Annotated in this window: 17 protein-coding genes and 1 tRNA gene; 4 read left to right on the forward strand and 14 right to left on the reverse strand. The window is 74.7% G+C overall.

Going from position 1 to position 23,956, the window contains the following annotated elements:
* Positions 1 to 71: 71 nt before the first annotated feature.
* Both IE245_RS00435 and IE245_RS00440 read left to right on the forward strand, forming a co-directional pair.
* A complete protein-coding gene (locus IE245_RS00435) occupies positions 72 to 1,319 on the forward strand; it encodes a LuxR C-terminal-related transcriptional regulator (protein ID WP_189944539.1) in 1,248 nt (415 codons plus the stop codon).
* Between the two features lie 322 nt (positions 1,320 to 1,641).
* Positions 1,642 to 3,357, forward strand: a complete 1,716-nt coding sequence (locus tag IE245_RS00440) for a bifunctional 3'-5' exonuclease/DNA polymerase (RefSeq protein WP_189944540.1) — start codon at positions 1,642 to 1,644, stop codon at positions 3,355 to 3,357.
* A 30-nt stretch (positions 3,358 to 3,387) separates the two neighbouring features.
* Here the strand turns inward: IE245_RS00440 and IE245_RS00445 are convergent, their stop codons facing one another.
* Together IE245_RS00445 and IE245_RS00450 are read right to left on the reverse strand one after the other, a co-directional pair.
* Positions 3,388 to 4,740 (reverse strand): hypothetical protein, encoded by a 1,353-nt coding sequence (locus IE245_RS00445; RefSeq protein ID WP_189944541.1) that lies wholly within the window; start codon positions 4,738 to 4,740, stop codon positions 3,388 to 3,390.
* A gap of 148 nt (positions 4,741 to 4,888) precedes the next feature.
* Entirely contained in the window at positions 4,889 to 5,398 is a 510-nt protein-coding gene (locus IE245_RS00450) for a SigE family RNA polymerase sigma factor (protein WP_189944542.1), read from the reverse strand.
* A 172-nt stretch (positions 5,399 to 5,570) separates the two neighbouring features.
* On the opposite strand from IE245_RS00450, the gene IE245_RS00455 reads away from it, so the two are divergent.
* Together IE245_RS00455 and IE245_RS00460 are read left to right on the forward strand one after the other, a co-directional pair.
* Positions 5,571 to 5,954 (forward strand): DUF6479 family protein, encoded by a 384-nt coding sequence (locus tag IE245_RS00455; RefSeq protein WP_189944543.1) that lies wholly within the window; start codon positions 5,571 to 5,573, stop codon positions 5,952 to 5,954.
* A gap of 12 nt (positions 5,955 to 5,966) precedes the next feature.
* On the forward strand, positions 5,967 to 6,737 hold the full coding sequence (locus IE245_RS00460; protein WP_229851003.1) for a sigma factor-like helix-turn-helix DNA-binding protein: 771 nt from the start codon (positions 5,967 to 5,969) through the stop codon (positions 6,735 to 6,737).
* On the opposite strand, the gene IE245_RS00465 is transcribed toward IE245_RS00460, so the two are convergent.
* The 12 genes from IE245_RS00465 to IE245_RS00520 form a co-directional block, all read right to left on the reverse strand.
* Positions 6,734 to 7,366: a pyridoxamine 5'-phosphate oxidase family protein gene (locus IE245_RS00465; protein WP_189944811.1), complete on the reverse strand. Its 633-nt coding sequence runs from the start codon at positions 7,364 to 7,366 to the stop codon at positions 6,734 to 6,736. The two genes, IE245_RS00460 and IE245_RS00465, sit on opposite strands and share 4 nt — an antisense overlap.
* Before the next feature lie 120 nt (positions 7,367 to 7,486).
* A tRNA-Thr gene (locus IE245_RS00470) sits at positions 7,487 to 7,560 on the reverse strand.
* Positions 7,561 to 7,655: 95 nt separating this feature from the next.
* A complete protein-coding gene (locus tag IE245_RS00475) occupies positions 7,656 to 9,215 on the reverse strand; it encodes an alpha/beta hydrolase (protein WP_189944544.1) in 1,560 nt (519 codons plus the stop codon).
* 58 nt (positions 9,216 to 9,273) lie between these two features.
* Positions 9,274 to 10,476: a DNA polymerase III subunit delta' gene (locus IE245_RS00480; RefSeq protein WP_189944545.1), complete on the reverse strand. Its 1,203-nt coding sequence runs from the start codon at positions 10,474 to 10,476 to the stop codon at positions 9,274 to 9,276.
* A gap of 205 nt (positions 10,477 to 10,681) precedes the next feature.
* Positions 10,682 to 13,918: a dTMP kinase gene (gene tmk, locus IE245_RS00485; protein WP_189944546.1), complete on the reverse strand. Its 3,237-nt coding sequence runs from the start codon at positions 13,916 to 13,918 to the stop codon at positions 10,682 to 10,684.
* Between the two features lie 108 nt (positions 13,919 to 14,026).
* Complete coding sequence (gene topA, locus IE245_RS00490) at positions 14,027 to 16,846, reverse strand: type I DNA topoisomerase (RefSeq protein WP_189944547.1); 2,820 nt, start codon at positions 16,844 to 16,846, stop codon at positions 14,027 to 14,029.
* Between the two features lie 214 nt (positions 16,847 to 17,060).
* On the reverse strand, positions 17,061 to 17,258 hold the full coding sequence (locus IE245_RS00495; RefSeq protein WP_189944548.1) for a hypothetical protein: 198 nt from the start codon (positions 17,256 to 17,258) through the stop codon (positions 17,061 to 17,063).
* A 363-nt stretch (positions 17,259 to 17,621) separates the two neighbouring features.
* Positions 17,622 to 19,175: a DUF7059 domain-containing protein gene (locus IE245_RS00500; RefSeq protein ID WP_229851004.1), complete on the reverse strand. Its 1,554-nt coding sequence runs from the start codon at positions 19,173 to 19,175 to the stop codon at positions 17,622 to 17,624.
* 284 nt (positions 19,176 to 19,459) lie between these two features.
* The gene (locus IE245_RS00505; protein WP_189944550.1) at positions 19,460 to 20,137 is read right to left on the reverse strand and encodes a small secreted protein; all 678 of its coding nucleotides are present in this window, start codon (positions 20,135 to 20,137) and stop codon (positions 19,460 to 19,462) included.
* 162 nt (positions 20,138 to 20,299) lie between these two features.
* Complete coding sequence (locus tag IE245_RS00510) at positions 20,300 to 22,633, reverse strand: sodium-translocating pyrophosphatase (RefSeq protein ID WP_189944551.1); 2,334 nt, start codon at positions 22,631 to 22,633, stop codon at positions 20,300 to 20,302.
* A gap of 431 nt (positions 22,634 to 23,064) precedes the next feature.
* Positions 23,065 to 23,520: an ATP-binding protein gene (locus tag IE245_RS00515; RefSeq protein ID WP_189944552.1), complete on the reverse strand. Its 456-nt coding sequence runs from the start codon at positions 23,518 to 23,520 to the stop codon at positions 23,065 to 23,067.
* Between the two features lie 13 nt (positions 23,521 to 23,533).
* A complete protein-coding gene (locus IE245_RS00520) occupies positions 23,534 to 23,887 on the reverse strand; it encodes an STAS domain-containing protein (protein WP_030749286.1) in 354 nt (117 codons plus the stop codon).
* Between the last annotated feature and the right edge of the window lie 69 nt (positions 23,888 to 23,956).

Here is a 23,956-nt window from a genome sequence, read left to right on the forward strand (position 1 = left end):
CCTCCTTCCGGCCGGTCCGACCTGGCCGAAAGACCAGCCGCCCCCTCCACGTCCCTCACTAGGCTGGCGTCATGGACGTGCCCACGCTGACCGCCGCGTACGAGATCCTCCGCAGGCCGCTCGACGGGGTCCTCGCACAGCTCTCCGCCACGCTCGCCCCGGTCGTCCCGCACCTCGGCGCCGCCGAACTCTCCACGCACTGCGCGCACTCGCCGTTCAAGACGGCGGGCGACGCGGTCGGCGGGCTCACCGCCGCCGACCTGGCGCCGCTGCTCGCCGCCGGGGTCCCGGGCGAGCCCTGGCAGGGGACGGTGCGGCTCGCCGGGCGCCCGCGCCCGGTCCTCGCGGTGACGAGCGACGCCACCGCCCGGCGCTCCCTCCTGGTCCTGCTCCGCGAGGACGGCTCCGCGCCCGCGGGGCCGGACGGACTCGCCCCGGCGCAGGCCCTGTGGGACCTGGTGACCGCCCATCTCGACCGGTTCGCGGTCGAGGCCATGCCGGGGGCGCTGGCCCGTTCCCGCACCGCCGCCGACACCCGCGCCCGGGTCATCGCCGAGCTGACCACCTCCCACGCGGCGGCCGTCTCCGGCGTCCTGTCGGTGCTCCGCAGCAGGAACCTCGACGACGCGGCGGCCCGGGCGGCCGCCACCGACCTCGCCGCCTCCGCGCTCCTGGAGATCCGGTCCGTGCGGCAGCGGGACCGCGCGGTCGCGGAGGAGTCCGCGCGGGCCGCCTTCGGCCGGCTCGCCGACGAGCTGCGGCCGGTCTTCCGGCACCAACCGGCCCGGCTCGAACTCGGACCGCCGGACAGCGACCTCTCCCTCCCCGCCGACCTCGCGCACAGCGCCCGCGCGATCGTCCGCGCGCTGCTGCCGATCGTCCTGGACCAGGAGGGCGTGAGCCGCGTGCACGTCGGCTGGCGGCTCACCGAGCACGAACTGCTCGCCACCGTCCGCGACGACGGGCCGGGCGCGCTCGCCGTCCACGACATCGGCGCGGGCACGGTGCGGGACCGGCTCGACGTCCTCGGGGGCCGGATCGAGCTGGAGACCGTCCCCGGCTGGGGCACCACGATGACGGCGGTCATGCCGCTGGCCACCCCGGACGCACCGGCCGGTGCGGCGCACCCGCTGGCGACCCTCGGCGAGCGGGAGACGGAGGTCCTGCGCCACCTGGCCCTCGGCCACCGCAACCGCCGCATCGCCGGGGAGCTGCACATCAGCGAGTCCACGGTGAAGTTCCACGTGGCGAACATCCTCGGCAAGCTCGGCGTCGCCTCCCGCGGCGAGGCGGCCGCCCTCTTCCACGCGGCGGCCTAGGAGACCCCGCCGTGGCGGGCGGGACGTGACGGCCCCCGCCGCACCACGGCCGCACGACGGACCCCGCCGCACCACAGCCGCCTGACCGACCTCACCGCGCCATGACCGCCTGACCGACTCCACCGCACCACAGCCGCCCGACCGACCTCACCGCACCACAGCCACCTGACCGATCCCACCGCACCGTGGCCGCCCGGCGAGGGGCGCCGTGCCGCCGCCGCGTGACGGATCCGCCGCTCCCCGGTCCGCGTGACCGACCCCGCCCCGCCGGCCGCGGTGCCGTCACGGGGCTCTGTCAGTGACGGGTGCCAGACTCGCGCCCATGACCGAGAGGTGGGCGCTGGCCCCGGAGCCGGAGGGGGAGGGCGCGGTCCTCGCCCCCCTCCGGCCCGACGGCACGCCCGCGGGCGAGGTGCGCCGCGAGCCGTCCCTGGTCGCCGCCGTCCGGTCCCGGCCGGAGGTGGCGCGCTGGGTGTGGCGGTCGACGGCCGAGGTGTATCCGCGACTGCTGGCCGCCGGCGTCCGCGTCGAGCGGTGCTACGACGTCGAGGACGCCGAGCAGCTGCTCCTCGGCCACGAGGGCCGGCTCGGCGAGCCCCGCTCGGCCGCCGCCGCGTGGGCCCGGCTGCGGAACGAGCCGGTGCCGTCCGACCCGCCGCCGCGCGCCGCCGAGCCCACCTCCCAGGACTCGCTCTTCGAGCCGGGACCGGCCGTCTCCGTCCCCTTCGAGGGGCTCCTGGAGGTGTACGCGGAGCAGCAGCGCCGCCACGACCTGGCCGAGCACCCGGGCAGGATGCGCCTGCTGACCGCCGCCGAGTCGGCCGGGATGCTGATCGCGGCCGAGATGCACCGGGCCGGACTGCCGTGGCGGGCCGACGTGCACCGGGAGCTGCTGCACGAGCTGCTGGGCGAGCGGTACGCGGGCGGCGGCGAGCCGCGCCGCCTGGCGGAGCTGGCGGACGAGGTGTCGGCCGCCTTCGGCCGCCGGGTGAGGCCCGATCTGCCGGCGGACGTGGTCAAGGCCTTCGCGCGGGCAGGGATCCGGCTGCGGTCCACCCGCCGCTGGGAGCTGGAGGAGCTCGACCATCCGGCGGTGAAGCCGCTGGTCGCGTACAAGAAGCTGTACCGGATCTGGACGGCGCACGGCTGGTCCTGGCTGGCGGACTGGGTGCGCGACGGCCGCTTCCGGCCGGAGTACCTCCCGGGCGGCACGGTCAGCGGCCGCTGGACCACCAACGGCGGCGGGGCGCTCCAGATCCCGAAGGTGATCCGGCGCGCGGTCGTCGCCGACGAGGGCTGGCGGCTGGTGGTCGCGGACGCGGACCAGATGGAGCCGCGGGTGCTCGCCGCGATCTCCCGCGACCCGGGCCTGATGGAGGTCGCCGGCCATCCGGACGACCTGTACACCCGACTGTCGGACCGGGCGTTCTCCGGCGACCGCGACCACGCCAAGATCGCCCTGCTGGGCGCGATCTACGGCCAGACCAGCGGCGACGGACTGAAGAACCTCGCGGCGCTGCGCCGCCGCTTCCCCCGCGCGGTGGCCTATGTCGACGAGGCGGCGAAGGCCGGCGAGGAGGGCCGGCTGGTCCGCACCTGGCTGGGCCGTACGAGCCCGAAGGCGGTCGGCGCCGGTGACGACGGCGAGGCGGGCCTCCCCCAGGACGGCCCCGAGCCGGCCGCCGCGGAGGACGGCTCCGGCTTCGCCTACGGCTTCACCCCCGGATACGCCTCGAACAACGCCCGGGCCCGGGGCCGCTTCACCCGCAACTTCGTCGTCCAGGGCAGCGCCGCCGACTGGGCCCTGCTGATGCTGGCGGCCCTGCGCCGTACGCTCTCCGCCGCCGGGATGCGCGCCGAGCTGGTCTTCTTCCAGCACGACGAGGTGATCGTGCACTGCCCGGCCGAGGAGGCGGCGGCGGTGACGGAGGCGATCCGGGCGGCGGGCGACGAGGCGGGCCGGATCGCCTTCGGCGCGACCCCGGTCCGCTTCCCGTTCACGACGGCGACGGTGGAGCGGTACGCGGACGCCAAGTAGCTCCCGCGTACCGCCCGTTCGCGCCTCCCGTCACTTCGCGGGCAGCTTCGCCCACTTCGGGTCGAGGGCGATCGTCTTCAGCTGCTCCAGCGTGAGCGCGGGCTCGGCGCGGGTGGCCGCCTCGTGCTGCGCGCCGGTGTTGAAGGCGGAGACGACGACCCGGAAGCCGTCCTTCGTCATGGTGTCGGCGGTCCACCAGACGACGCCCTCGCCGCCCTTCTCGCCGGGCTGCCGGGTCAGCTTCACCTTGCGGCCGTCGGGCAGGGTGGTGACGTCGCCGGAGCCGAAGAGCCGGCCGGCGACCTCGTCCATGCCGTACTGCACGTTGACCTGGACGAGGCTCTTGCCCTTGCCGTCGTCGACGACGACGAAGGCGAACTCGCCCTCCCCGCCCTTGTCGACGACCGTGAGGCCCTTGGGCAGCAGGGCGCGCAGGGTGGCGGAGACGCCGTTGCCGGTGATCTGCGGCGGCGCCTGGCGGACCTTGCCGGGAGCGCCGACCTTGCCGGGCTTGGCGGGCGCGGTGGGCAGCGGCGGGATCTGCTTCAGGAGCGGCCGCCACGCCTCGGCGGTGACGAGCGCCTTGAGCTGAGCGGCGGAGAAGGGCGGGTTCTCGCGGCTGATCTCGGCGCCCTTCTCGGCGGGCGCGTTGTACTCGTTGACGTCGACGAGGAAGCCGTCCTTGGTGAGCAGGGTGGCCCGCCAGTTCTTGGTCTCCTCGCGCTTGTCGGGGTACTCGTACCCCTGGAAGACCATCCACCGGGAGCCGTCGCCGAGCCGCCCCGGCTCGCAGTCGTCATAGGGGACGTACGCCTTCTCCGGGCAGGTCACCATGTCGACGCCCGCGTCGGGGGTGCGGCCGGCCCGGGAGAGGGTGACGCCGACGGCGGCCTCGCCCCGGCCGTCGTCGAAGTACCCGCCGAGGGCCTGGCCTGTGCCGTCGAGGCTGTCGAACCGCCAGTTCCCGGCGGGGGTGTGGGCCTTGAGGACGTCGGCGATCTCGGCGAGCGGGATCTCGGCCTCGGCGGGCTTCGGGGACTCGCCCGCGAACTCGCCGGAGTCGGGCGTCGCCGTCCCGCGGTTCTCGGGCGTCGTCGTGCCGCCGCCCTGGGGCGGCGCCGCCGCGGACGCCTTGCCGGCCTGCTCGGCGGGGGTGACGACGGAGCCGGCGTACACGCCGCCGGCGCCGATGGCGGCGAGCGCGAGGGCGCCGCCGGTGACGGCGAGCCTGCGGCGGAGGAGCCGGCGGCGGCCGCGGGCGAGGCCGCCGGAGACGAGCTCGGGACGGCTGTCGACGGGGAAGCCCTCGCCGGTGGCGCGCAGGGCGGAACCGAAGTCGCCGAGGAACTCCGCGTCGGGGTCGTGGTGTTCGTTCAGGGGCATGACGAAGTAGCCCTCTCTGCTGGGACGTACGGGAAGCCGGTGGGTACCGGAAGGGTGACGGGTGCGGCGGAGTGCCGCTCAGCGCGGCGCGCACGCACCGCGGCGGGCACTCAGCGCGGCGCGCGCGGACTCACCGCGGTGCGCGGGCTCACCGCAGCGCGAACTCGGCGATGCTGCCGCCGAGTCGCTGCCGCAGCTTGCCGAGCGCCCGGGTGGAGCGGGTGCGGACGGCCGCGGAGCTGGTGTGCAGGGCGTCGGCGGTCTCCTCGACGCTGCGGTCCTCCCAGTAGCGCAGCACCACGACCGCCCGGTCCTTCGGGGGCAGTGCGGCGAGCGCGTCGAGGAGGGCGATCCGCAGCAGCGGGTCCCGGCCGTCGTCCGGGGTGTGGTCGGGCAGTTCGCCCAGCGGGCGCTCGGTGGCGGAGCGGCGCCGCTGGTGGCTGAGGAAGGTGCGGACGAGCACGGTCTGGGCGTACGCGGCGGGGTTGCCGATCCGGGGCACCCTCCCCCAGAGCGCGTACATCTTCCCCAGCGTCTCCTGCGTGAGGTCCTCGGCGAGGTGGACGTCCCCGCTGGTCAGCAGGCAGGCCGAGCGGAACAGCTGGCCGGTGCGCGCCGAGGCGAACTCCAGGAACTCGTCCGCGCGGGACGTTCTCATGCCCCTCCTCTTCCTGGCGTCGGTGGCGAGCGGTCACCGGTGGTCGCCCTGTGTGACCGCCGGGCTCGCTGTCGTGTCGTACACCCCTTCGACGCGACGGGGCCGGGGAAATGTTTCATCGAACTCGCCCTCGAACGCATCCGAAGAAGCGGAATCGGGTAATCCTGTTGGTATGAACACTCTCAGCGCAGAGACCCTGGCCGCTGGAGTCTGGCAGTCAGGTCTGGCACAAGTCCTCGGCGGCCTGGTGCTCGTCGCCATCCTCATCACGGCCTTCTGGTTCGGCTACCGCGTCCGCACGCGTGAACCCCGCCCACCGCAGCCCGACGAGCAACCGCACCGCCCGGACACGGGCGCGCTCCCCGGCGAGATGTCCGAGTACCGCCGGGGCACCGAGATGCCGCACACCGACGGCGCGCACCGGCTCATGCCGTACCAGCTCAAGGACGGCGGCGGCACCGAGACCTCACCGACCCCTCCGGACGAGGAGAAGCGCAAGTGGGGCGGGATCTCCAGCGGCGGCTTCGGCAGCGGAGGCACCGGGCACGGCGACTGAACGGCGACCGACGTGCACGCCACCACGCGCGGGCGGCTGAGGGCGATGGCCCTCGGCCTGCTCGGCTCCGCCCCCGAGGCCGAGCGGGCGGTACGGACCACGGAACGCGCCCTCGCCTCCTACGGCCCCGGCCCGAGGGCGCGCCGCGGACCGGGCCCCGTCCCCGACCCCGGTCCGCCGCCGGAAGCCGTCCTGGCCCGGATCTGCCTGGGCCGGCTCCGCGCCCGTGAGGCCCGCCGCACCGATCCCTGGGACCCCTGGGCCGACGCCCCCGACGTCCCGGGCCTGACCCCTGCCGAACGGCTCGTCCTCGTCCTCCACGACCTCCACGGCGTCCCGTACGAGACCCTCGCCACCGTCCTGGAGCGCGCCCCGGCGGCCGTCCGCCAGATCGGCGCCCGCGCCAGGGCCCGGGCCCGGGGCGCCGAGGAGATGCCCGCCCCCGATCCCGTACGGCTCCGGGCCGCCGTGGACGCGGTCCTCACCGCCGCCCGCGAGGGCGACACGGCGGCCCTGCGCGCCCTCCTCGACCCCGACGCGGTGCTGCGCGCCGACCGGGGGGCCGCCCGGGGCGGGGTCCGCCCCGCCCACGGCGCCCCGGCCGTCGCCCGCGTCCTCGCGCCCCGCGCGGCGGCGGCCCGCCCGGTCCTGGTGGACGGCGCCCCGGCCCTGGTCGCCGCCCCGGACGCGGTCTACGTCTTCACGGCCCCGGCCGGCCCGATCACCTCGATCGACGTCCTCGCCGACCCGCCCCACGTCTCCCGCCACGCGATCACCACCTAGGGGGCGCCGGTCCTCCGCCCGGCCCGCCCCGCGATGTGCTCCGGCACGGCCGCGGCGAGGCCTGCGGGCAGCGCCGGGTCCGGCACGGGCGTCCCGAACGTGGTCACGACCGGCAGCACCCCCGCCCACAGCCCCAGCTCCGCGTCCTCGGAGCCGCCGTCGTCCGGCGGCCCGCTCCGCGTCTTCACCGAGGCCTCGGTGAGGTCGAGCGCGAGCAGCGAGGTGGCGGCCAGCTCCTTCCGGCTGGGCCGCCGGACGTACTCCCACTGCCCCGGGCTGCTCTGCTCGGTCAGCGCCCGCAGCCCCCGCAGCTTCTCCTCCGGGTCGGTGACCCGCTCGGGAACGCCGTAGATCATCGCGCACCGGTAGTTCACCCCGTGCTCGAACACCGACCGCGCGAGCACCAGCCCGTCCACGTGCGTCACGGTCACGCACACCGTGCTCTCCGGCGCCCGCACCAGGCTCCGGCTGGCCACCGATCCGTGCACGTACAGCCGGTCGCCGTCGACCCCGTACGCCGTCGGCACCACCATCGGCACCCCGTCCACCGTCACCCCGAGGTGGCACAACCACCCGGCGGCCAGCACGGCATCCAGATCCGCCCGCCGATGCGACCCCTTCTCCCGCATCCGCCGCAACCGGGTCCGCTCGGTCACCCCGATCTCGCCCACGCTTCCCCCCGACTCCCGCTCGCACTCCCGAGACCAGAAAAGGCCCGGCCGGACGATGTCCGGTCGGGCCTTTCTCTGAGCCGCCTTCGGGATTCGAACCCGAGACCTACGCATTACGAGTGCGTTGCTCTGGCCAACTGAGCTAAGGCGGCGCCGCGTGCAGCACCATGGTCGGTGCAGCAGCGTCGCCAAGTCTACACAGTTTCCGGGGATGCTTTGACCAGGGGCGGAGCGGGCGGCTGCGGGGCTACGAGCAGCGCTTGCCGTCGGCGGGCGGGGTGCCTTCGAGGAGGTAGGTGTTGACGGCGGTGTCGACGCAGTCGCTGCCGCGGCCGTAGGCGGTGTGGCCGTCGCCCTCGTAGGTGAGGAGGGTGCCGGAGGAGAGCTGGCCGGCGAGGGACTCGGCCCACTTGTAGGGGGTGGCGGGGTCGCGGGTGGTGCCGACGACGAGGATCGGGGCGGCGCCGTCGGCGGTGATGCGGTGCGGGCGGCCGGTGGCCTCGGAGGGCCAGTAGGTGCAGTTCAGGGCGGCCCAGGCGAGGCCGGTGCCGAAGACCGGGGAGGCCTTGTCGAAGGACGGGGCGGCGGCCTGCGCGCCGGCCGGGTCCCGGTAGGCGGGGGGCAGGTCGAGGCAGTTCACGGCGGCGTTGGCGAACATGAGGTTCGCGTACGAGCCGTCCGGCTCCCGTTCGTAGTAGCTGTCGGCGAGCGCGAGGAGCGCGGAGCCCTCGCCGCCGATCGCCCGGGTCAGGGCCTCCCGCAGCTGCGGCCAGGCGCCCTCGTCGTACATGGCCGCGATGACGCCGGTGGTCGCCAGGGACTCGCCGAGCTCGCGGCTCTCGCCGGTGGGGACCGGGGCGGCGTCGGTGGCGCGGAAGAACTTCTTCAGGGCCTCCCCGGCCGCGGCGACGGACCCGGTGCCGAGGGGGCAGTCGGGGCGGGTGACGCAGTCGGCGGCGAAGGCCCGGAAGGCGGTCTCGAAGCCGGCCGTCTGGTCCCGGTTGAGGTCGAGCGCCGAGAGGGAGGGGTCCATCGCGCCGTCGAGGACGAGCCGGCCGACCCGGCCGGGGAACAGCTCGGCGTAGGTGGCGCCGAGGAAGGTGCCGTACGAGGCGCCGACGTAGTGCAGCTTCGCGTCGCCGAGGACCGCCCGCAGGATGTCCATGTCGCGGGCCGTCTCCACGGTGGAGACGTGCGGCAGGACCGCGCCGGACCGCTGCGCGCAGCCGGCCGCGAACCGCCGGAAGGAGGCGGCCAGCGCGTCGACCTCCGCCGCGTCGTCCGGCGTCTGGTCGACCTGGGTGTACGTGTCCATCTCCGGGCCCGTCAGGCAGTCGACGGGCTCGCTGCGGCCGACCCCGCGCGGGTCGACGGCCACCATGTCGTAGCGGGCCCGCACCGGCTCGGGGTAGCCGATGCCCGCGTAGCCCTGGAGGTAGTCGACGGCCGAACCGCCCGGCCCGCCCGGGTTCACCAGGAGTGAGCCGATCCGCTCGCCGGGTCCGGTGGCCCGCACCCGGGAGACGGCGAGCCGCACCTCGCGGCCGTCCGGCTCCGCGTAGTCGAGCGGGGCCCTGAGCGTCGCGCACTGGAAGCCGGGGACGCCGCAGTCCCGCCAGGACAGCTTCTGGCCGTAGTACTTCTTCAGCGCCGCGGGCGACGGCGCCGGGGAGGCGGCCTGCCGCGCCGTGACGGACCCCGGGCGCTCGGGGGCGGCGGCGCCGCTCCCGCCCGTGCAGCCGGAGAGGATCAGCCCGGCCGCGGCGAGCGCCGTGGCGGAGATGCGGAGGAGACGCCTGGAGTCCATCCCCGGAGCGTATCCGGACGGGTACGGAGCGTGTCCAATCGGGAGCTCCGGCCCCGGATCAGTCGCGGAGGGCCATCGTCATCGCCTCGACCGCGAGCAGCGGCGCCACGTTCCGCTCCAGGGCCCGGCGGCAGGCGAGGACGGCCTCCACCCGGCGCAGGGTCCGCTCCGGCGTGGTGTCGCGGGCGATCCGCTCCACCGTGTCCCGCACGTCCTCGTTGGCCAGCGCGGAGCCGGTGGCCAGCTGGAGCGTCAGCACGTCGCGGTAGAAGCCGGTCAGGTCGGTGAGGGCGAGGTCGAGGCTGTCGAGCTGGGTGCGGCGGCCGCGGCGCTTCTGCTTCTCCTCCAGCTCCTTCATCATCCCGGCGGTGCCGCGCGGCATGCGCCCGCCCTGGACCGCCCCGAGCGCCGCCTTCAGCTCCTCGGTCTCCTTGGTGTCGACCTCCTCGGCGACCTGCTTCGCGTCCTCGGCCGCCGCGTCCACCAGCTCCTGCGCGGCCCGCAGGCAGCCGCCGATGTCCGCCACCCGCAGCGGCAGCTTGAGGACGACGGAGCGGCGGGCCCTGGCCCGCTCGTCCGTGGCGAGCCGGCGGGCCCGGTCGACGTGGCCCTGGGTGGCGCGGGCGGCCGAGCGGGCGAGCTCCGGCTCGATGCCGTCGCGCCGGATCAGCACGTCGGCGACGGCCTCGACCGGCGGGGTGCGCAGGGTCAGGTGGCGGCAGCGGGAGCGGATCGTCGGCAGCACGTCCTCGACCGAGGGCGCGCAGAGCAGCCAGACCGTGCGGGGGGCGGGCTCCTCGACGGCCTTCAGGACGGCGTTGGCCGACTTCTCGTTGAGCCGCTCGGCGTCGGTGACGAGGATGATCTGCCACCGGCCGTTGGCCGGGGAGGTGAAGGACTTGCGGACGGTGTCGCGCATGTCCTTGACGAGGATCTCGGTGCCGACGGCGGAGACCGTCGTCACGTCGGCGTGCGTGCCGACGAGGACCGTGTGGCAGCCGGTGCAGAAGCCGCAGCCGGGCGCCCCGCCGAGCGCCCGGTCCGGGCTGACGCACTGGAGGGCGGCGGCGAAGGCGCGGGCGGCGTCGACCCGGCCCGCGCCGGGCGGGCCGGTGAAGAGCCAGGCGTGCGTCATCTTCGACGCCTCGGGGCCGGGTTCGCCGGCGGCCTGGGCGGTGACCAGCGCGTCGGCGTCCCGTGCGGCGGCGGTGAGCTGCTCCTCGACCCGCTCCTGTCCGACCAGGTCGTCCCATACGGCCATGTCTGCCCCTCCTGAAGGTACGTCCCCCATTGTGGGGCAGCGGACCGACAACCCGGCCCGGACCGGACCCGGGCCCGACCCGGAGCGGACCCCGAGCCCGACCCGGAGCGGACCCCGAGCCCGACCCGGACCGAACCGGCGAACCCGGTACGACGACCCGGCCCGACGGCCCGGCGGCCCGGCCCGACGGCCAGGCCGGGCGGCCTCAGCGGCGGCGCCCGCGGCCGTCCTGCTCGTCCTCGTCCCCGTCGTAACCGCCGAAGAGCTCGTCGGCGAGGGTCGGCAGGTCGTCCAGCGGGGTCTCCTCGGCCCAGTCGGAGCGGCGGCGCGGCCGGCCGGTCTCGTCGAGCTGCGGCAGCTCGCGGGTGACGTCGTTCGCCCCCCGCGCGCCGGTCCCGTCCCGGAAGAAGTCCTGCGGCACCCGGTCCACCGGGTCCGCCGCCCGCCGCTCGTCCCGCACGGGCGGGAGCACGGCGGTCTCGTCGACGCCGCGGTCGCCGATCTGCGGCAGGACCGCCGTCTCGTCCTCGGCGCGGCGCGGGTCCTCCGGCCGGACGACGGGCGTCGGCACGGTGACCTCGTTCGGCGAGACGGAGCCCTTCGACGGGGCGGAGTCCCGCGGGGCCCTCGGGTCCCTCGGGTCCTTCGCCGGGGCCGGGTTCTTGCCGAGCTGCACGACCGGCGTCTGGACGGTCACCTCGTTGGCCGAGGCCTCGGCCGCGGCACGCTCGGCGGCCGCGCGCTCGGCAGCGGCCTTCCGCTCCGCCGCCTCCGCCTCGGCCGCGGCCCTCTCCGCGGCGGCCCGCGCCGCGGCCTCCTCGGCCGCCTTCGCGGCGGCGGCAGCGGCGGCGGCCCGGCGGGCCTCCTCCGCGCGGAGCAGGGCCTCCTCGGCCTTGCGCTGCTTCTCCTGGCGGAGCGCCTCCGCCTCGGCGCGGAGCCGGGCCTCCTCCTCGGCCTGCTTGCGGAGACGTTCCTCCTCCTCGCGGCGGGCCTTCTCCTCGGCCGCGCGCCGGCGGGCCTCCTCCTCGGCGGCGATCCGGGCCTCCTCGGCCCTGCGCCGGGCCTCCTCCGCCTGCCGCTCGGCCTCCAGCCTGCGGGCCTCTTCCTCCTCGCGGCGCTTGCGCTCCTCCTCCTCGGCGCGCAGCTTCGCGAGCTGCTCCTGGCGCTCGCGCTCCAGGCGCTCCTCCTCGGCCTTGCGGGCGGCCTCTTCCTCGGCCTTGCGACGGGCCTCCTCCTCGGCCTTCCGGCGGGCCTCCTCTGCGGCCTTCACCTCGGCCTCGGAGAGGGGCAGCATCCGGTCGAGCCGGTGGCGCACGACGGTGGTGACGGCCTCGGGCTCCTGCCCGGCGTCGACCACGAGGTAGCGAGAGGGGTCGGCCGCGGCGAGGGCGAGGAAACCGGCCCGCACGCGCGCGTGGAACTCGGGCGGCTCCGACTCCAGCCGGTCGGGCGCCTCGGTGAACCGCTCCCGGGCGGTCTCCGGGGAGACGTCGAGGAGGACGGTCAGGTTCGGCACGAGACCGCCGGTCGCCCAGCGGGAGATGCGGGCGATCTCGGTCGGCGAGAGGTCGCGGCCGGCGCCCTGGTAGGCGACGGACGAGTCGATGTACCGGTCGGAGATGACGATGGCGCCCCGCTCCAGGGCGGGCCGGACCAGGGAGTCGACGTGCTCGGCACGGTCGGCGGCGTACAGCAGCGCCTCGGCGCGGTTCGACAGACCGGCGGAGGAGACGTCGAGCAGGATCGAGCGGAGCCGCTTGCCGATGGGGGTGGCGCCGGGCTCGCGGGTGACGACGACCTCGTGGCCCTTGGCGCGGATCCAGTCGGCGAGCGCCTGGACCTGGGTGGACTTGCCGGCGCCGTCGCCGCCCTCCAGGGCGATGAAGAAGCCGGTGGCGGCCGGGGCCTGGGCGGGGTCGGCGCCGCGCAGCGCGTCGCGCAGGTCGCGGCGGAGCGGGACGCCCGCGCGGTCGTCGGTCTTCGCGAGGACGAGCGCGGCGACGGGCAGCAGCAGCGCGCCGACGAGGGCGAGGGTGAAGGCGGCGCCGCCGTGGTCGAAGACGAACTTCCCGGAGCCGGAGACGAAGGGGTGCGGGCCGATCGCGGCGGCGAGCAGCGGCGCGGCGAGCGCGCCGACGGCGATGCCGACCCGGGCGGTGGCCTGGAGGTGCGCGGTGGTGCGCTCGCGCCCCGGCTCCTCGGTCTCCTGGTCGATGAGGGTGTGCCCGGTGTGGGCGGCGACCCCGGCCGCGTACCCGGCGAGGGCCGCGAGGAGCAGCACGGTCGCGGTGTCGGGCACGAGGCCGACGGCGATCAGGGCGATGCCGGTGACGGTGACGGCGAGGGCCAGCAGCCGGCGCCGGGAGAGCACCGGGAGCACGGAGCGGGCGGTGCGGATGCCGACGGCGGTGGCGCCGCTGAGCGCGAGGACGAGGAGCGCGTAGGTGACGGGCCCGCCGCCGAGGTCGACGGCGTGCAGAGCGGCGAGCGAGGCGGCCGCGCCGATGGCGCCGGCGACGGTGGCGCAGGCCAGGACGAGCAGCGGTACGGCTCCGGTGCGGCCCTTGCCCGCCGCTCCGGTGCGGCGCAGGCCCTCCAGGGGCGAGCGGGGGCGCGGGGTCTGTCCGCCGGGCAGGGTGATCGCGGCGAGGACGCTGACGGAGGCGGCGAAGAGGCCGGCGGCGACGTAGGCGCCGAGGGCGGCCTGGTGGAGCGAGAACCACTCGATGCCGGAGCCCAGCAGGTTGCCGATCAGGGTGGCGGCCAGCAGGACGGCGGCGGCGGCCGGGACGGCGAGGAAGGCGGTGCGCTGGGTGAGCGTGCGCAGGGCGCCGAGGTGGTCGGGGAGCGGCCGGACGGCGTCGCCCTCGACGGGCGCGGCGGGCAGCAGCGCGGGCGCGGCGCCGTCGCGGCAGACGGTCCAGAGGCGTTCGGCGGCGCCGGTCAGGAAGACGGTGCCGAGCAGGAACCACAGGGCGCCGCCGGGGGTCCAGTCGATCCACAGGGGCGCGATGACGAGGAGCGCGATCCGCAGCCCGTCGGCGCCGATCATGGTCCACCGCCGGTCGAGGGCGGCGCCGGGCGCGGTCAGGGCGGTGAGCGGGCCGAGCAGGACGGCGCCGAAGAGGACGGTGGCGAGCAGCCGGGCGCCGACGACGGCGGCGACGGCGAAGGCCGCGCCCCGGTAGCCGCCGCCGAAGGCGCCCTCGGTCAGCGCGGCCTGGAGGCCGAGCAGGACGAGGACGAGGAGGGCGAGGGCGTCTCCGACGCCGCCGACGACCTGCGCGCTCCACAGCCGGCGCAGCGGCTGGTGGCGTACGAGGGCCTTCACGGCCCGCTCCCGGGAATCCGCGACGAGGGCCGCGTCGAAGACGGGGGCGGCGCCGGGGGCGGGTGCGGCTTCGGAGTCGCCCAGAAGCTCTGGCTGCTCTGCTCGCGTCATCCGTCCACCCTATCCGGAGGGCCTTGCCCACCGGGGCCTCGGCCGAACAAACGTGGGAAGGGCGGGAGCGACGCTCCCGCCCTTCCTCCCTGTCCGGAACCGCGCGGACTACTCCGGCTTGGCCGCCGCGGTCTTCTTCGCCGCCGCGGTCGTCTTCTTGGCGGCCGTCGTGGTCTTCTTCGCCGCGGTCTTCTTGGCCGCGGTGGTCTTCTTCGCGGCCGTCTTCTTGGCCGCGGTCTTCTTCGCCGGGGCCTTCTTGGCGGTCTTCTTCGCCGGTCCCTTGGCGCGCTTCTCGGCGAGCAGCTCGTAGCCGCGCTCCGGCGTGATCGTCTCGACGCTGTCGCCGGTGCGCAGGGTCGCGTTGGTCTCGCCGTCCGTCACGTACGGGCCGAAACGGCCGTCCTTGACGACCACGGGCTTCTCGCTGACGGGGTCGGTGCCGAGCTCCTTCAGCGGCGGCTTGGCGGCGGCCCGGCCACGCTGCTTGGGCTGGGCGTAGATCGCGAGGGCCTCCTCCAGCGTGATGCTGAAGAGCTGGTCCTCGCTGGTCAGCGACCGCGAGTCGGTGCCCTTCTTGAGATACGGGCCGTACCGGCCGTTCTGCGCGGTGATCTCGACGCCCTCGGCGTCGGTGCCGACCACGCGCGGCAGCGACATCAGCTGGAGGGCCTCCTCCAGGGTGACGGTGTCCAGGGACATCGTCTTGAAGAGGGAGGCGGTGCGCGGCTTGACCGCGTTCTTGCCGGTCTTCGGGGTGTCCTCGGGGAGGATCTCCGTCACGTACGGGCCGTACCGGCCGGCCTTGGCGACGATCTGGTGGCCGCTGACCGGGTCGGTGCCGAGCTCGAAGTCGCCGCTCGGCTTGGCGAGCAGCTCCTCCGCGTACTCCACCGTGAGCTCGTCGGGCGCGAGGTCCTCGGGGACGTCGGCCTTCTGGTAGCCCTCCTGCTCCCGCTCGCCGCGCTCGACGTAGGCGCCGTAGCGGCCGACGCGGAGCACGATGCCGTCGCCGACGGGGAAGGAGGAGATCTCGCGGGCGTCGATGGCGCCGAGGTCGGTGACGAGCTCCTTGAGGCCGCCGAGGTGGTCGCCGTCGCCGTTGCCGGCGTCGGCGGCGGCGCCGGACACCTCGCCCTCGCCGAAGTAGAAACGCTTCAGCCACGGCACGGACTGGGCCTCGCCGCGGGCGATGCGGTCGAGGTCGTCCTCCATCCGCGCGGTGAAGTCGTAGTCGACGAGCCGCCCGAAGTGCTTCTCCAGGAGGTTGACCACGGCGAAGGAGAGGAAGGACGGCACGAGGGCCGTGCCCTTCTTGAAGACGTAGCCGCGGTCGAGGATGGTGCCGATGATCGAGGCGTACGTCGACGGCCGGCCGATCTCGCGCTCCTCCAGCTCCTTGACCAGGGTGGCCTCGGTGTAGCGGGCGGGCGGCTTGGTGGCGTGGCCGTCGGCGGTGATCTCCTCGGCGGCGAGCGCGTCGCCCTCGGCGACCTGCGGCAGGCGGCGCTCGCGGTCGTCGAGCTCGGCGTTCGGGTCGTCGGCGCCCTCCACGTAGGCCTTCATGAAGCCGTGGAAGGTGATCGTCTTGCCGGAGGCCGAGAACTCGGCGTCGCGGCCGTCGGCGGAGGTGCCGCCGATCTTGACGGTGACCGAGTTGCCGGTGGCGTCCTTCATCTGGGAGGCGACGGTCCGCTTCCAGATGAGCTCGTACAGCTTGAACTGGTCGCCGGTGAGGCCGGTCTCCGCCGGGGTGCGGAAACGATCACCCGAAGGCCGGATCGCCTCGTGCGCCTCCTGCGCGTTCTTGACCTTGCCGGCGTAGACACGCGGCTTCTCCGGCAGGTAGTCGGCGCCGTACAGCTGCGTCACCTGGGCGCGGGCCGCGGCGACGGCGGTGTCGGAGAGCACGGTGGAGTCCGTACGCATGTAGGTGATGAAGCCGTTCTCGTACAGCTTCTGCGCCACCTGCATGGTCGCCTTCGCGCCGAAGCCGAGCTTGCGGCTGGCCTCCTGCTGGAGGGTGGTGGTGCGGAAGGGCGCGTACGGGGAGCGGCGGTACGGCTTCGACTCGACCGAGCGGACGGTGAAGCGGGTGTCGGCGAGGGAGGCCGCGAGCGCGCGGGCGTTCGCCTCGTCGAGGTGGAGCACGCTGTCGCTCTTCAGCCGGCCGTCGGCGCCGAAGTCACGGCCCTGCGCGACGCGCTTGCCGTCGACCGCGGCGAGGCGGGCGGTGAGGGAGGACGGGTCGGAGGGGTCGCCGGCGCGGCCGGTGGAGAAGGTGCCGGTGAGGTCCCAGTACTCGGCGGAGCGGAAGGCGATGCGCTCGCGCTCGCGCTCGACGACGAGCCGGGTGGCGACGGACTGCACGCGGCCGGCGGAGAGGCCGCGCATGACCTTCTTCCACAGGACCGGGGAGACCTCGTAGCCGTAGAGGCGGTCGAGGATGCGGCGGGTCTCCTGGGCGTCGACCATCCGCTTGTTCAGCTCGCGCGGGTTGGCGACGGCGGCCTGGATCGCGTCCTTGGTGATCTCGTGGAAGACCATCCGGTGGACGGGCACCTTGGGCTTGAGGACTTCCTGGAGGTGCCACGCGATGGCCTCGCCCTCGCGGTCCTCATCGGTGGCGAGGAAGAGCTCGTCGGACTCGGCGAGCAGGTCCTTGAGCTTCTTGACCTGCGCCTTCTTGTCCGCGTTGACGACGTAGATCGGCTGGAAGTCGTGCTCGACGTCGACGCCGAGGCGGCGCACCTCGCCGGTGTACTTCTCCGGCACCTCGGCGGCGCCGCTGGGGAGGTCACGGATGTGCCCGACGCTCGCCTCGACGACATAGCCGGGGCCGAGGTAGCCCTTGATCGTCTTCGCCTTGGCAGGCGACTCGACGATGACGAGTCGGCGGCCGCCGTGTGCGGTCTCGCTGGTCGGGGACAACTTCGCTCTTCTCTCCGGTCGACGCGGTCTGCGCTGGCACGCACGTCAGCGACACGCACGGTGACGCTGGCGTCGCTGCGGAGTGTGACGGTACAACCCGCCCCCGTGTCAAACGGGGAAAGCCCGCAACGGCCACTCGAACGGTAACCCGACTCCTGCCCTTCCTGCCGCCCGGACTGCCGGACCGGCGGGGCGGTTCACTGTGGGGCGGGTCTCAGAGGCGGCCGAAGCACCAGAGGCCGAGGCCGAGGAGGAGCGCCCCCGCGAGGCCCGCGAAGGCGGCGGCGGCGCGGGGCGCGACGCCGAGCGCGACCGGCTCGCCGTGCCGGACCCGGACGGTCGTCCACAGCAGCAGCGCGCCTCCGAACAGCGTGAACGCCGCTCCCGCGAAGATCGCCGGCCCGCTCTCCATGCCCGTACCCCGTTTTCCGTCCGGCGCCGTCCCGCGCGTGGTGTGTCTCCCGAGGGGAGGCTGACACCTCCCGGCGTCACGGACGCGAATTCCGGGTGAACGACGCGGACCGGACCGTCCGGTTTCACGAAGATGGCCGGTAGTGCCCGACTGCTCCGGCGCGCTCCGGGTCGACCCCGGGGGCGTGCCACGGGAGCCCCGGGGGCTCCACGGCGGTCCCGGGCGGCTCCGGGGCTGCTCCGGGACGGCCTCGGGGCTGCTCCGGAGCGGCTCCGGGACGGCCCGCGACCGCCCGGGGCCGCGCCACGGGCCGTCGGCGGTCCGCTCGCGGAGCGCTCTCGGCCGTTCGCGGAGTGCTCGCGGCTACTCCGCGGCCGGCTTCTCGTCCGGAAGGAGGGACTCCGGAGTGAGGAAGCCCTCCTCCACGAGGAGCCGGATGGCCTGCGGGGTGCGGTCCCGCAGCAGCACCGGGTCCTCGCCCATGAGCTGGGCGATCGCGTCGAGGATCCGGCCGGCGCTGAGGGAGCCGTCGCAGACTCCCGCGAAGCCGGCGCCCACGTGGTCGACCCGGGTGGCCCGGCGCATGCCCCGGTTCTGCCGGAGGACGACGTGCTCGGGGTCCTCGGCGCCGGGCAGCCCGACCTGTTCCTGGACGACCTCGGGGGCGAGGGTGAAGCTGTCCGCGAGCAGGGCGGCGTCGTCGTGGCTCCGCAGGTAGTCCTGACGTTCGAAGTGGGCGCGGACCGTCGGGCCGAGCGGCTGCTCGACGGGGTGCGGCCACTCCTCGATCACGATCGACGGCTCGGCCTCGCCCGCGGCCACCGCCGGGTGGCGCCGCAGGGTGATCCAGCCGAAGCCGATGGCCTTGGTCCCGCTCGCCTCGAAGGCGTCCATCCAGCGGTCGTACGCCGCCCGGTACGCCTCGGGGTCGCCCCGGTGGTCGCCGCTGTCCCGCAGCCACAGCTCGGTGTACTGGGTGATGTCCTGCACCTCGCGCTGGACGATCCAGGCGTCGCAGCCGCGCGGCACCCAGGAGCGGAGCCGGTCCTGCCACTCCTCGCCGTCGACGTGCTGCCAGTTGGCGAGGAACTGCGCGTAGCCCCCGTCGTTCAGCCGCTCGCCGGCCTGCTGGACGAGGGTCCGGCACAGGTCGTCGCCGCTCATCCCGCCGTCCCGGTAGGTGAGTCCGGCGCCGGGGGAGATCACGAAGGGCGGGTTGGAGACGACCAGGTCGTACGTGTCGCCGTCCACCGGCTCGTAGAGCGAGCCCTCCAGGAGCTCGGCCTCGCGGGCCCCGGAGAGCGCGAGCGTCAGCCGGGTGAAGTCCAGCGCCCGGGGGTTGAGGTCGGTGGCGGTGACCAGGGTGGCGTGCCGGGCGGCGTGCAGGGCCTGGATGCCGGAGCCGGTGCCGAGGTCGAGCGCGGCGGCGACCGGGGTGCGGACGGTGATGCCGGCGAGGGTGGTGGAGGCGCCGCCGACCCCGAGGACGACCCCCTCCTCCTTGCTGCCGATCCCGCCGGCGCCGCCGACGGCGCAGCCCAGGTCGGAGACGATGAACCAGTCCTCGCCCTCCGGTCCGCCGTACGGCCGGACGTCGACGGTCGCGCGTACGGCGCCGTCCTCCTCGACCACCCAGCCGTCGGCCAGGGCCTCCTCCAGCGGGAGGGCGGCGGCGGCCCGGGCGGGCTCGACGGCCTCCTGGAGCAGGAAGAGCCGGACGAGGGTCTCCAGCGGGGAGTCGCCGCGGGTGGCGCGCAGGGCGGGCACGGTCTCGCTGCGGGCGAGCGCCGCGTAGGCGGCGGCGCCGAGCCGGTCGAGCAGACCGTCGGCGGTGAAGTCCGCGGCGAGCAGGGCCTCGCGCAGTCGGGCGGCGTGCGCGGGCACCGGGAGGCTGGTGGTCAGGCTGGTCGTACTCACGTGCTCCATTGTGACGGCCGCCCCGGCATCCCGGTCGGCGACAGCCCGGGAAGAGGCGGACGGGCAGGAGACGGACCTGCGGGAGGCGGACCCGCGGAAGGCGGCGCGGCGGAAGGCGGCGCGGCGGAAGGCGGCGCGGCGGAAGGCGGCGCGACAAGTGGCAGGCCCGCAGGGGCCGGTTGCGGGGCGGGGCGCGGCGGGGCGGCCCGTCGGCGACGGCCCGACGGCCGGCACCGGGATGCCCGATGCCGGCCGTCGCGAACACCTGTACGGAGGTGCGGAGGTCAGGACTCCGCGGACGCCGAGGCCGTCGCCTTCGGCGTGGCCGAGGTCGTGGCCGAGGCGGTGGGCGTGGCCGCGGGCGTGGCCGTGCCGCCCGCCTTCGGGGAGGCGGAGCCGGACGGCGTCTTCGGGACCGACGGGGTCGGCTTCTGGCAGCCGGGCTGCTGGGCCATGGCCTTGCCGAGCTCGCCGCTCTCCAGGTTGGACAGCGCGTTCTGGTCCATCTTCTCGATCTTGGTGAGGCCGTCGGCGACGTCCTTCAGGCCCTCGGCGAACTTCTGCTGGTTCGTCGGGTCCAGCGCGTCGACCTGCTTCTTCAGCCCGTCGTAGGCGACGGCGGTCGAGTTGAGCTCCGCGATGACGTCCTTCTGGACCTTCTCGCCGTTCTCGACCGGCGGGACGCCGGCGCTCTCCACGGCCTTGGCCAGCGCCCGGTCGGCGTCCGCGATGTCCTTGAACGCCTGGGAGTCGGCGGCCTGGATCTCCGCCGGACGGCTGTCGGCCGCGGTCGAGATGATGATCTGGTGGGCGTCGGCCCGCTTCTGGATCTGCGGCTTGGCCTGGTCGCAGAACGACTTGGCCCAGTCGGTCACCTTGTCGCCCTCGTCCTCGCTGCAACCGGACAGCACGAGCATCAGTACCGCACCGCCGGACAGCGCTGCCGCAAGCTTCTTGTTCACCGGATCGGTCCCTTCCAAGACTCTCGGCCCCGGAACATACACGCCACGCGGACGACTTCCACCTTTCGTACGAGGGATTCCTCCCGTGTTGAATCCGTTTGACCCAAGGGACGCCCGGCCTCCGGGCGGTCCGAGCGTCCGGGAAATGAGACGGACGCCACGTCAGGCGACGGCCACCGGACGGCGCTTGGTGGCACGGACCGCGAGGGCCACCACGAGCAGCGCGAGGACGGCGATCCCGGCCCGCGCCCAGGCGTTCGCGTCCTCGCCGTGGCCGAAGCGCACCACGGCCGGGGCGATCAGCAGCGCCACCAGGTTCATCACCTTCAGGAGCGGGTTGATCGCCGGCCCCGCGGTGTCCTTGAACGGGTCGCCGACGGTGTCGCCGATCACCGTCGCCTCGTGCGCCGGGCTGCCCTTGCCGCCGTGGTTGCCGTCCTCGACCAGCTTCTTGGCGTTGTCCCAGGCGCCGCCGGAGTTGGCGAGGAAGACGGCCATCAGCGCGCCGGTGCCGATCGCCCCGGCGAGGTACGCGCCGAGCGGGCCGACGCCGAGCGCGAATCCGACCGCGACGGGGGCGGTGACGGCGAGCAGCCCGGGCGTGGCGAGCTCGCGCAGCGCGTCCTTGGTGCAGATGTCGACGACCCGCCCGTACTCGGGGAGCTCGGTACCGTCCATGATCCCGGGGTGCTCGCGGAACTGCCGCCGCACCTCGTACACCACCGAACCGGCCGACCGGGAGACCGCGTTGATCGCCAGTCCGGAGAAGAGGAAGACGACGGACGCGCCGAGGATCAGGCCGACGAGGTTGTTGGGCTGCGAGATGTCCATGGAGAGCGTCAACTCCCCGGCCCTGGCGCCGACCTCGGCGACGGAGGTGGCGATGGCGTCGCGGTACGAGCCGAAGAGCGCGGCGGCGGCGAGCACGGCGGTCGCGATCGCGATGCCCTTCGTGATCGCCTTGGTGGTGTTGCCGACGGCGTCCAGCTCGGCGAGGACCTGCGCCCCGGCACCGCTGACCTCCCCGGACATCTCGGCGATGCCCTGCGCGTTGTCGGCGACCGGACCGAAGGTGTCCATGGCGACGATCACGCCGACCGTGGTGAGCAGCCCGGTTCCGGCGAGTGCGACCGCGAACAGCGCCAGCATCACGGAGGTGCCGCCGAGCAGGAAGGCCCCGTAGACGGAGAGGGCGATGAGCAGTGCCGCGTACACCGCGGACTCCAGGCCGATGGCGACGCCGGCGAGGACGACGGTGGCGGGGCCGGTGAGCGCGGAGCGGCCGATGTCCTGGACGGGGCGGCGGCCGGTCTCGGTGAAGTAGCCGGTGAGCCGCTGGATGAGCGCGGCGAGGAGGATCCCGATGGCGACGGCGATCAGGGCGAGGACCCGGGGGTCGCCGTCGTGCTCGTTCAGGCCGGGCTCGGTGACGCCGGCGAGGTCGGCGTAGGAGGACGGCAGGTAGACGAAGGCGGCGACGGCGACGAGGGCGAGGGAGACGACCGCGGAGACGAAGAAGCCCCGGTCGACGGCGCGCATCCCGCCGCGGTCGGAGCGCCGGGGCGCGACGGCGAGGACGCCGATGACGGCGGTGAGGACGCCGATCGCGGGCACGACCAGCGGGAAGACCAGACCGTGGTCGCCGAAGGCGGCCTTGCCGAGGATGAGGGCGGCGACCAGGGTGACGGCGTACGACTCGAAGAGGTCGGCGGCCATGCCCGCGCAGTCGCCGACGTTGTCGCCCACGTTGTCGGCGATGGTGGCGGCGTTGCGCGGGTCGTCCTCGGGGATGCCCTGCTCGACCTTGCCGACGAGGTCGGCGCCGACGTCGGCGGCCTTGGTGAAGATGCCGCCGCCGACCCTCATGAACATGGCGATGAGGGCGGCGCCGAGGCCGAAGCCCTCCAGGACCTTGGGGGCGTCGGCGGCGTAGACGAGGACGACGCAGGCGGCGCCGAGCAACCCGAGCCCGACCGTGCACATGCCGACGACGCCGCCGGTGCGGAAGGCGATCCGCAGGGCGCGGTGGGCCGCCTCCACGGGGTCCCGGCCGGGTTCGCCGGGGGCCGGGGCGGCTTCCCGCGCGGCGGCGGCGACCCGGACGTTGGCCCGGACCGCGAGCCGCATCCCGACATAGCCGGTGACCGCCGAGAACAACGCTCCGACCAGGAAGAACAGCGAACGCCCGGCCCGCTGCGACCAGGAGTCGGCGGGCAGCGCGAGGAGCAGCAGGAAGACGACGACGGCGAAGAGCGCGATGGTGCGCAGCTGGCGGGCGAGGTAGGCGTTGGCGCCCTCCTGCACGGCGGCGGCGATCTTCCGCATGGCCGGGGTGCCCTCGTCGGCCTTGAGCACCTGCCGGCCGAAGAGCCGAGCGGTGACCAGTGCGGCGAGGGCGACCCCGGCGATGACGGCGACGATCGTCCGGTTCCCGCTGGTGAGCACCGCCGCGGCGAGGACGGCGGGTGCCTGGGCCAATTCCGGTTCCGGGTGCATGGGCACGGATCATAGGCAGCCGAAGCGGGACGAAACGGGTACGGGGGAGGGGCACTCCGCCGGAATCCATCGATTGCCCCTGAGAACGTCCCCGCGCGCGCCTCCCGGGCGGACCGGTACGCGCCCCGGGGGCCCGGCACGCCCCGGGAAGGGCCCTGCGCGCGCCGGGAGAGGACCGGCGCGCCTCCGCGAAGGTCCCTGCACGCGCCGGGAGAGGACCGGAACCCACTCGGGAAAAAACCCGGAACGCCCTCCGGAAAGGACCGGCAGGCGCTTGAAGAACCGGAACGCCGCCCGGAAAGGGCCCGGAGAAGCCGCCCGGAGAGGGCCCGGAGAACGTGTGAAGAGGGCCCGGAGAACGTGTGAAGAGGCCCTGCCGTGTGGGACAGGGCCTCTTCACACACGTCTGTGTACGCCGCCGGGGCACGGGGTCAGGACAGGATGTCCGCCTCCGCGTCCGCCGGGGTGATGGGCCAGCTCATCCGGATGGTGCCACCGTCCTTGCCGGCGGTCACCTCGACGTCGTCGACGAGCCCGCGGATCACGGCGAGACCCATCTCGTCCTCGCCGTCGCCCTCGTCGGACTCCTCCGCCGGGGCCTCGGCGCGCGCGCCGGGGACACCGGCGGCGCCCGGACCGGGCACCTCGTCACCGACCTCGATGGAGAACGTCTTCTCCTCCTCCGTCAGCACGACCCGGATGGGCGTGGTGACGCCGCCGAGGCGATGCAGCCCGACCGCGCGGGAACACGCCTCGCCGACGGCGAGGCGCACCTCGTCGAGGACCGCCTCGTCCACCCCGGCCCGGCGGGCGACCGCGGCCGCTACCAGGCGGGCCGTGCGCACGTGCTCGGGCTGGGCGCTGAAGCGGAGTTCAACGGTGGCCATGGGATCCCCCCGGTCAGTCGACCGCGTTGACGGCCTCGTCGACCGACGTGTGGATCGGGAAGACCTTGGTGAGGCCCGTGATCCGGAAGATCTTGAGGATGCGCTCCTGGTTGCAGACCAGACGCAGCGAACCCTCGTGCGCACGCACGCGCTTCAGGCCACCCACGAGCACGCCGAGGCCGGTGGAGTCGAGGAAGTCCACCCCCTCCATGTCGACGACCAGGTGGTAACTGCCGTCGTTCACCAACTCGACCAACTGCTCGCGCAGCTTGGGCGCGGTATAAACATCAATCTCGCCACCGACCTCGACGACCGTACGGTCGCCGCCAGCTCCGGGCACAGTGCGAGTCGACAGGGACAGGTCCACGGATCCTCCAGCACCTTGCTATCGGGCGTTCGCCCCCTCGGATCTCCCGGGCGGAGTCGGAGAACGAAT

The sequence above is a fragment of the Streptomyces roseolus genome (assembly GCF_014649855.1).
Lineage (GTDB): Bacteria > Actinomycetota > Actinomycetes > Streptomycetales > Streptomycetaceae > Streptomyces > Streptomyces roseolus.

What these genes read in the sequence shown, in the direction of transcription:
- IE245_RS00480 (WP_189944545.1), bottom strand. Translation starts at nt 10,476, where the DNA reads ATGGCCGTATGGGACGACCTGGTCGGACAGGAGCGGGTCGAGGAGCAG.
- IE245_RS00515 (WP_189944552.1), bottom strand. Translation starts at nt 23,520, where the DNA reads ATGGCCACCGTTGAACTCCGCTTCAGCGCCCAGCCCGAGCACGTGCGC.
- IE245_RS00455 (WP_189944543.1), top strand. Translation starts at nt 5,571, where the DNA reads ATGAACACTCTCAGCGCAGAGACCCTGGCCGCTGGAGTCTGGCAGTCA.
- IE245_RS00510 (WP_189944551.1), bottom strand. Translation starts at nt 22,633, where the DNA reads ATGCACCCGGAACCGGAATTGGCCCAGGCACCCGCCGTCCTCGCCGCG.
- tmk (WP_189944546.1), bottom strand. Translation starts at nt 13,918, where the DNA reads ATGACGCGAGCAGAGCAGCCAGAGCTTCTGGGCGACTCCGAAGCCGCA.
- IE245_RS00475 (WP_189944544.1), bottom strand. Translation starts at nt 9,215, where the DNA reads ATGGACTCCAGGCGTCTCCTCCGCATCTCCGCCACGGCGCTCGCCGCG.
- IE245_RS00450 (WP_189944542.1), bottom strand. Translation starts at nt 5,398, where the DNA reads ATGAGAACGTCCCGCGCGGACGAGTTCCTGGAGTTCGCCTCGGCGCGC.
- IE245_RS00495 (WP_189944548.1), bottom strand. Translation starts at nt 17,258, where the DNA reads ATGGAGAGCGGGCCGGCGATCTTCGCGGGAGCGGCGTTCACGCTGTTC.
- IE245_RS00445 (WP_189944541.1), bottom strand. Translation starts at nt 4,740, where the DNA reads ATGCCCCTGAACGAACACCACGACCCCGACGCGGAGTTCCTCGGCGAC.
- IE245_RS00440 (WP_189944540.1), top strand. Translation starts at nt 1,642, where the DNA reads ATGACCGAGAGGTGGGCGCTGGCCCCGGAGCCGGAGGGGGAGGGCGCG.
- IE245_RS00465 (WP_189944811.1), bottom strand. Translation starts at nt 7,366, where the DNA reads ATGCGGGAGAAGGGGTCGCATCGGCGGGCGGATCTGGATGCCGTGCTG.
- IE245_RS00435 (WP_189944539.1), top strand. Translation starts at nt 72, where the DNA reads ATGGACGTGCCCACGCTGACCGCCGCGTACGAGATCCTCCGCAGGCCG.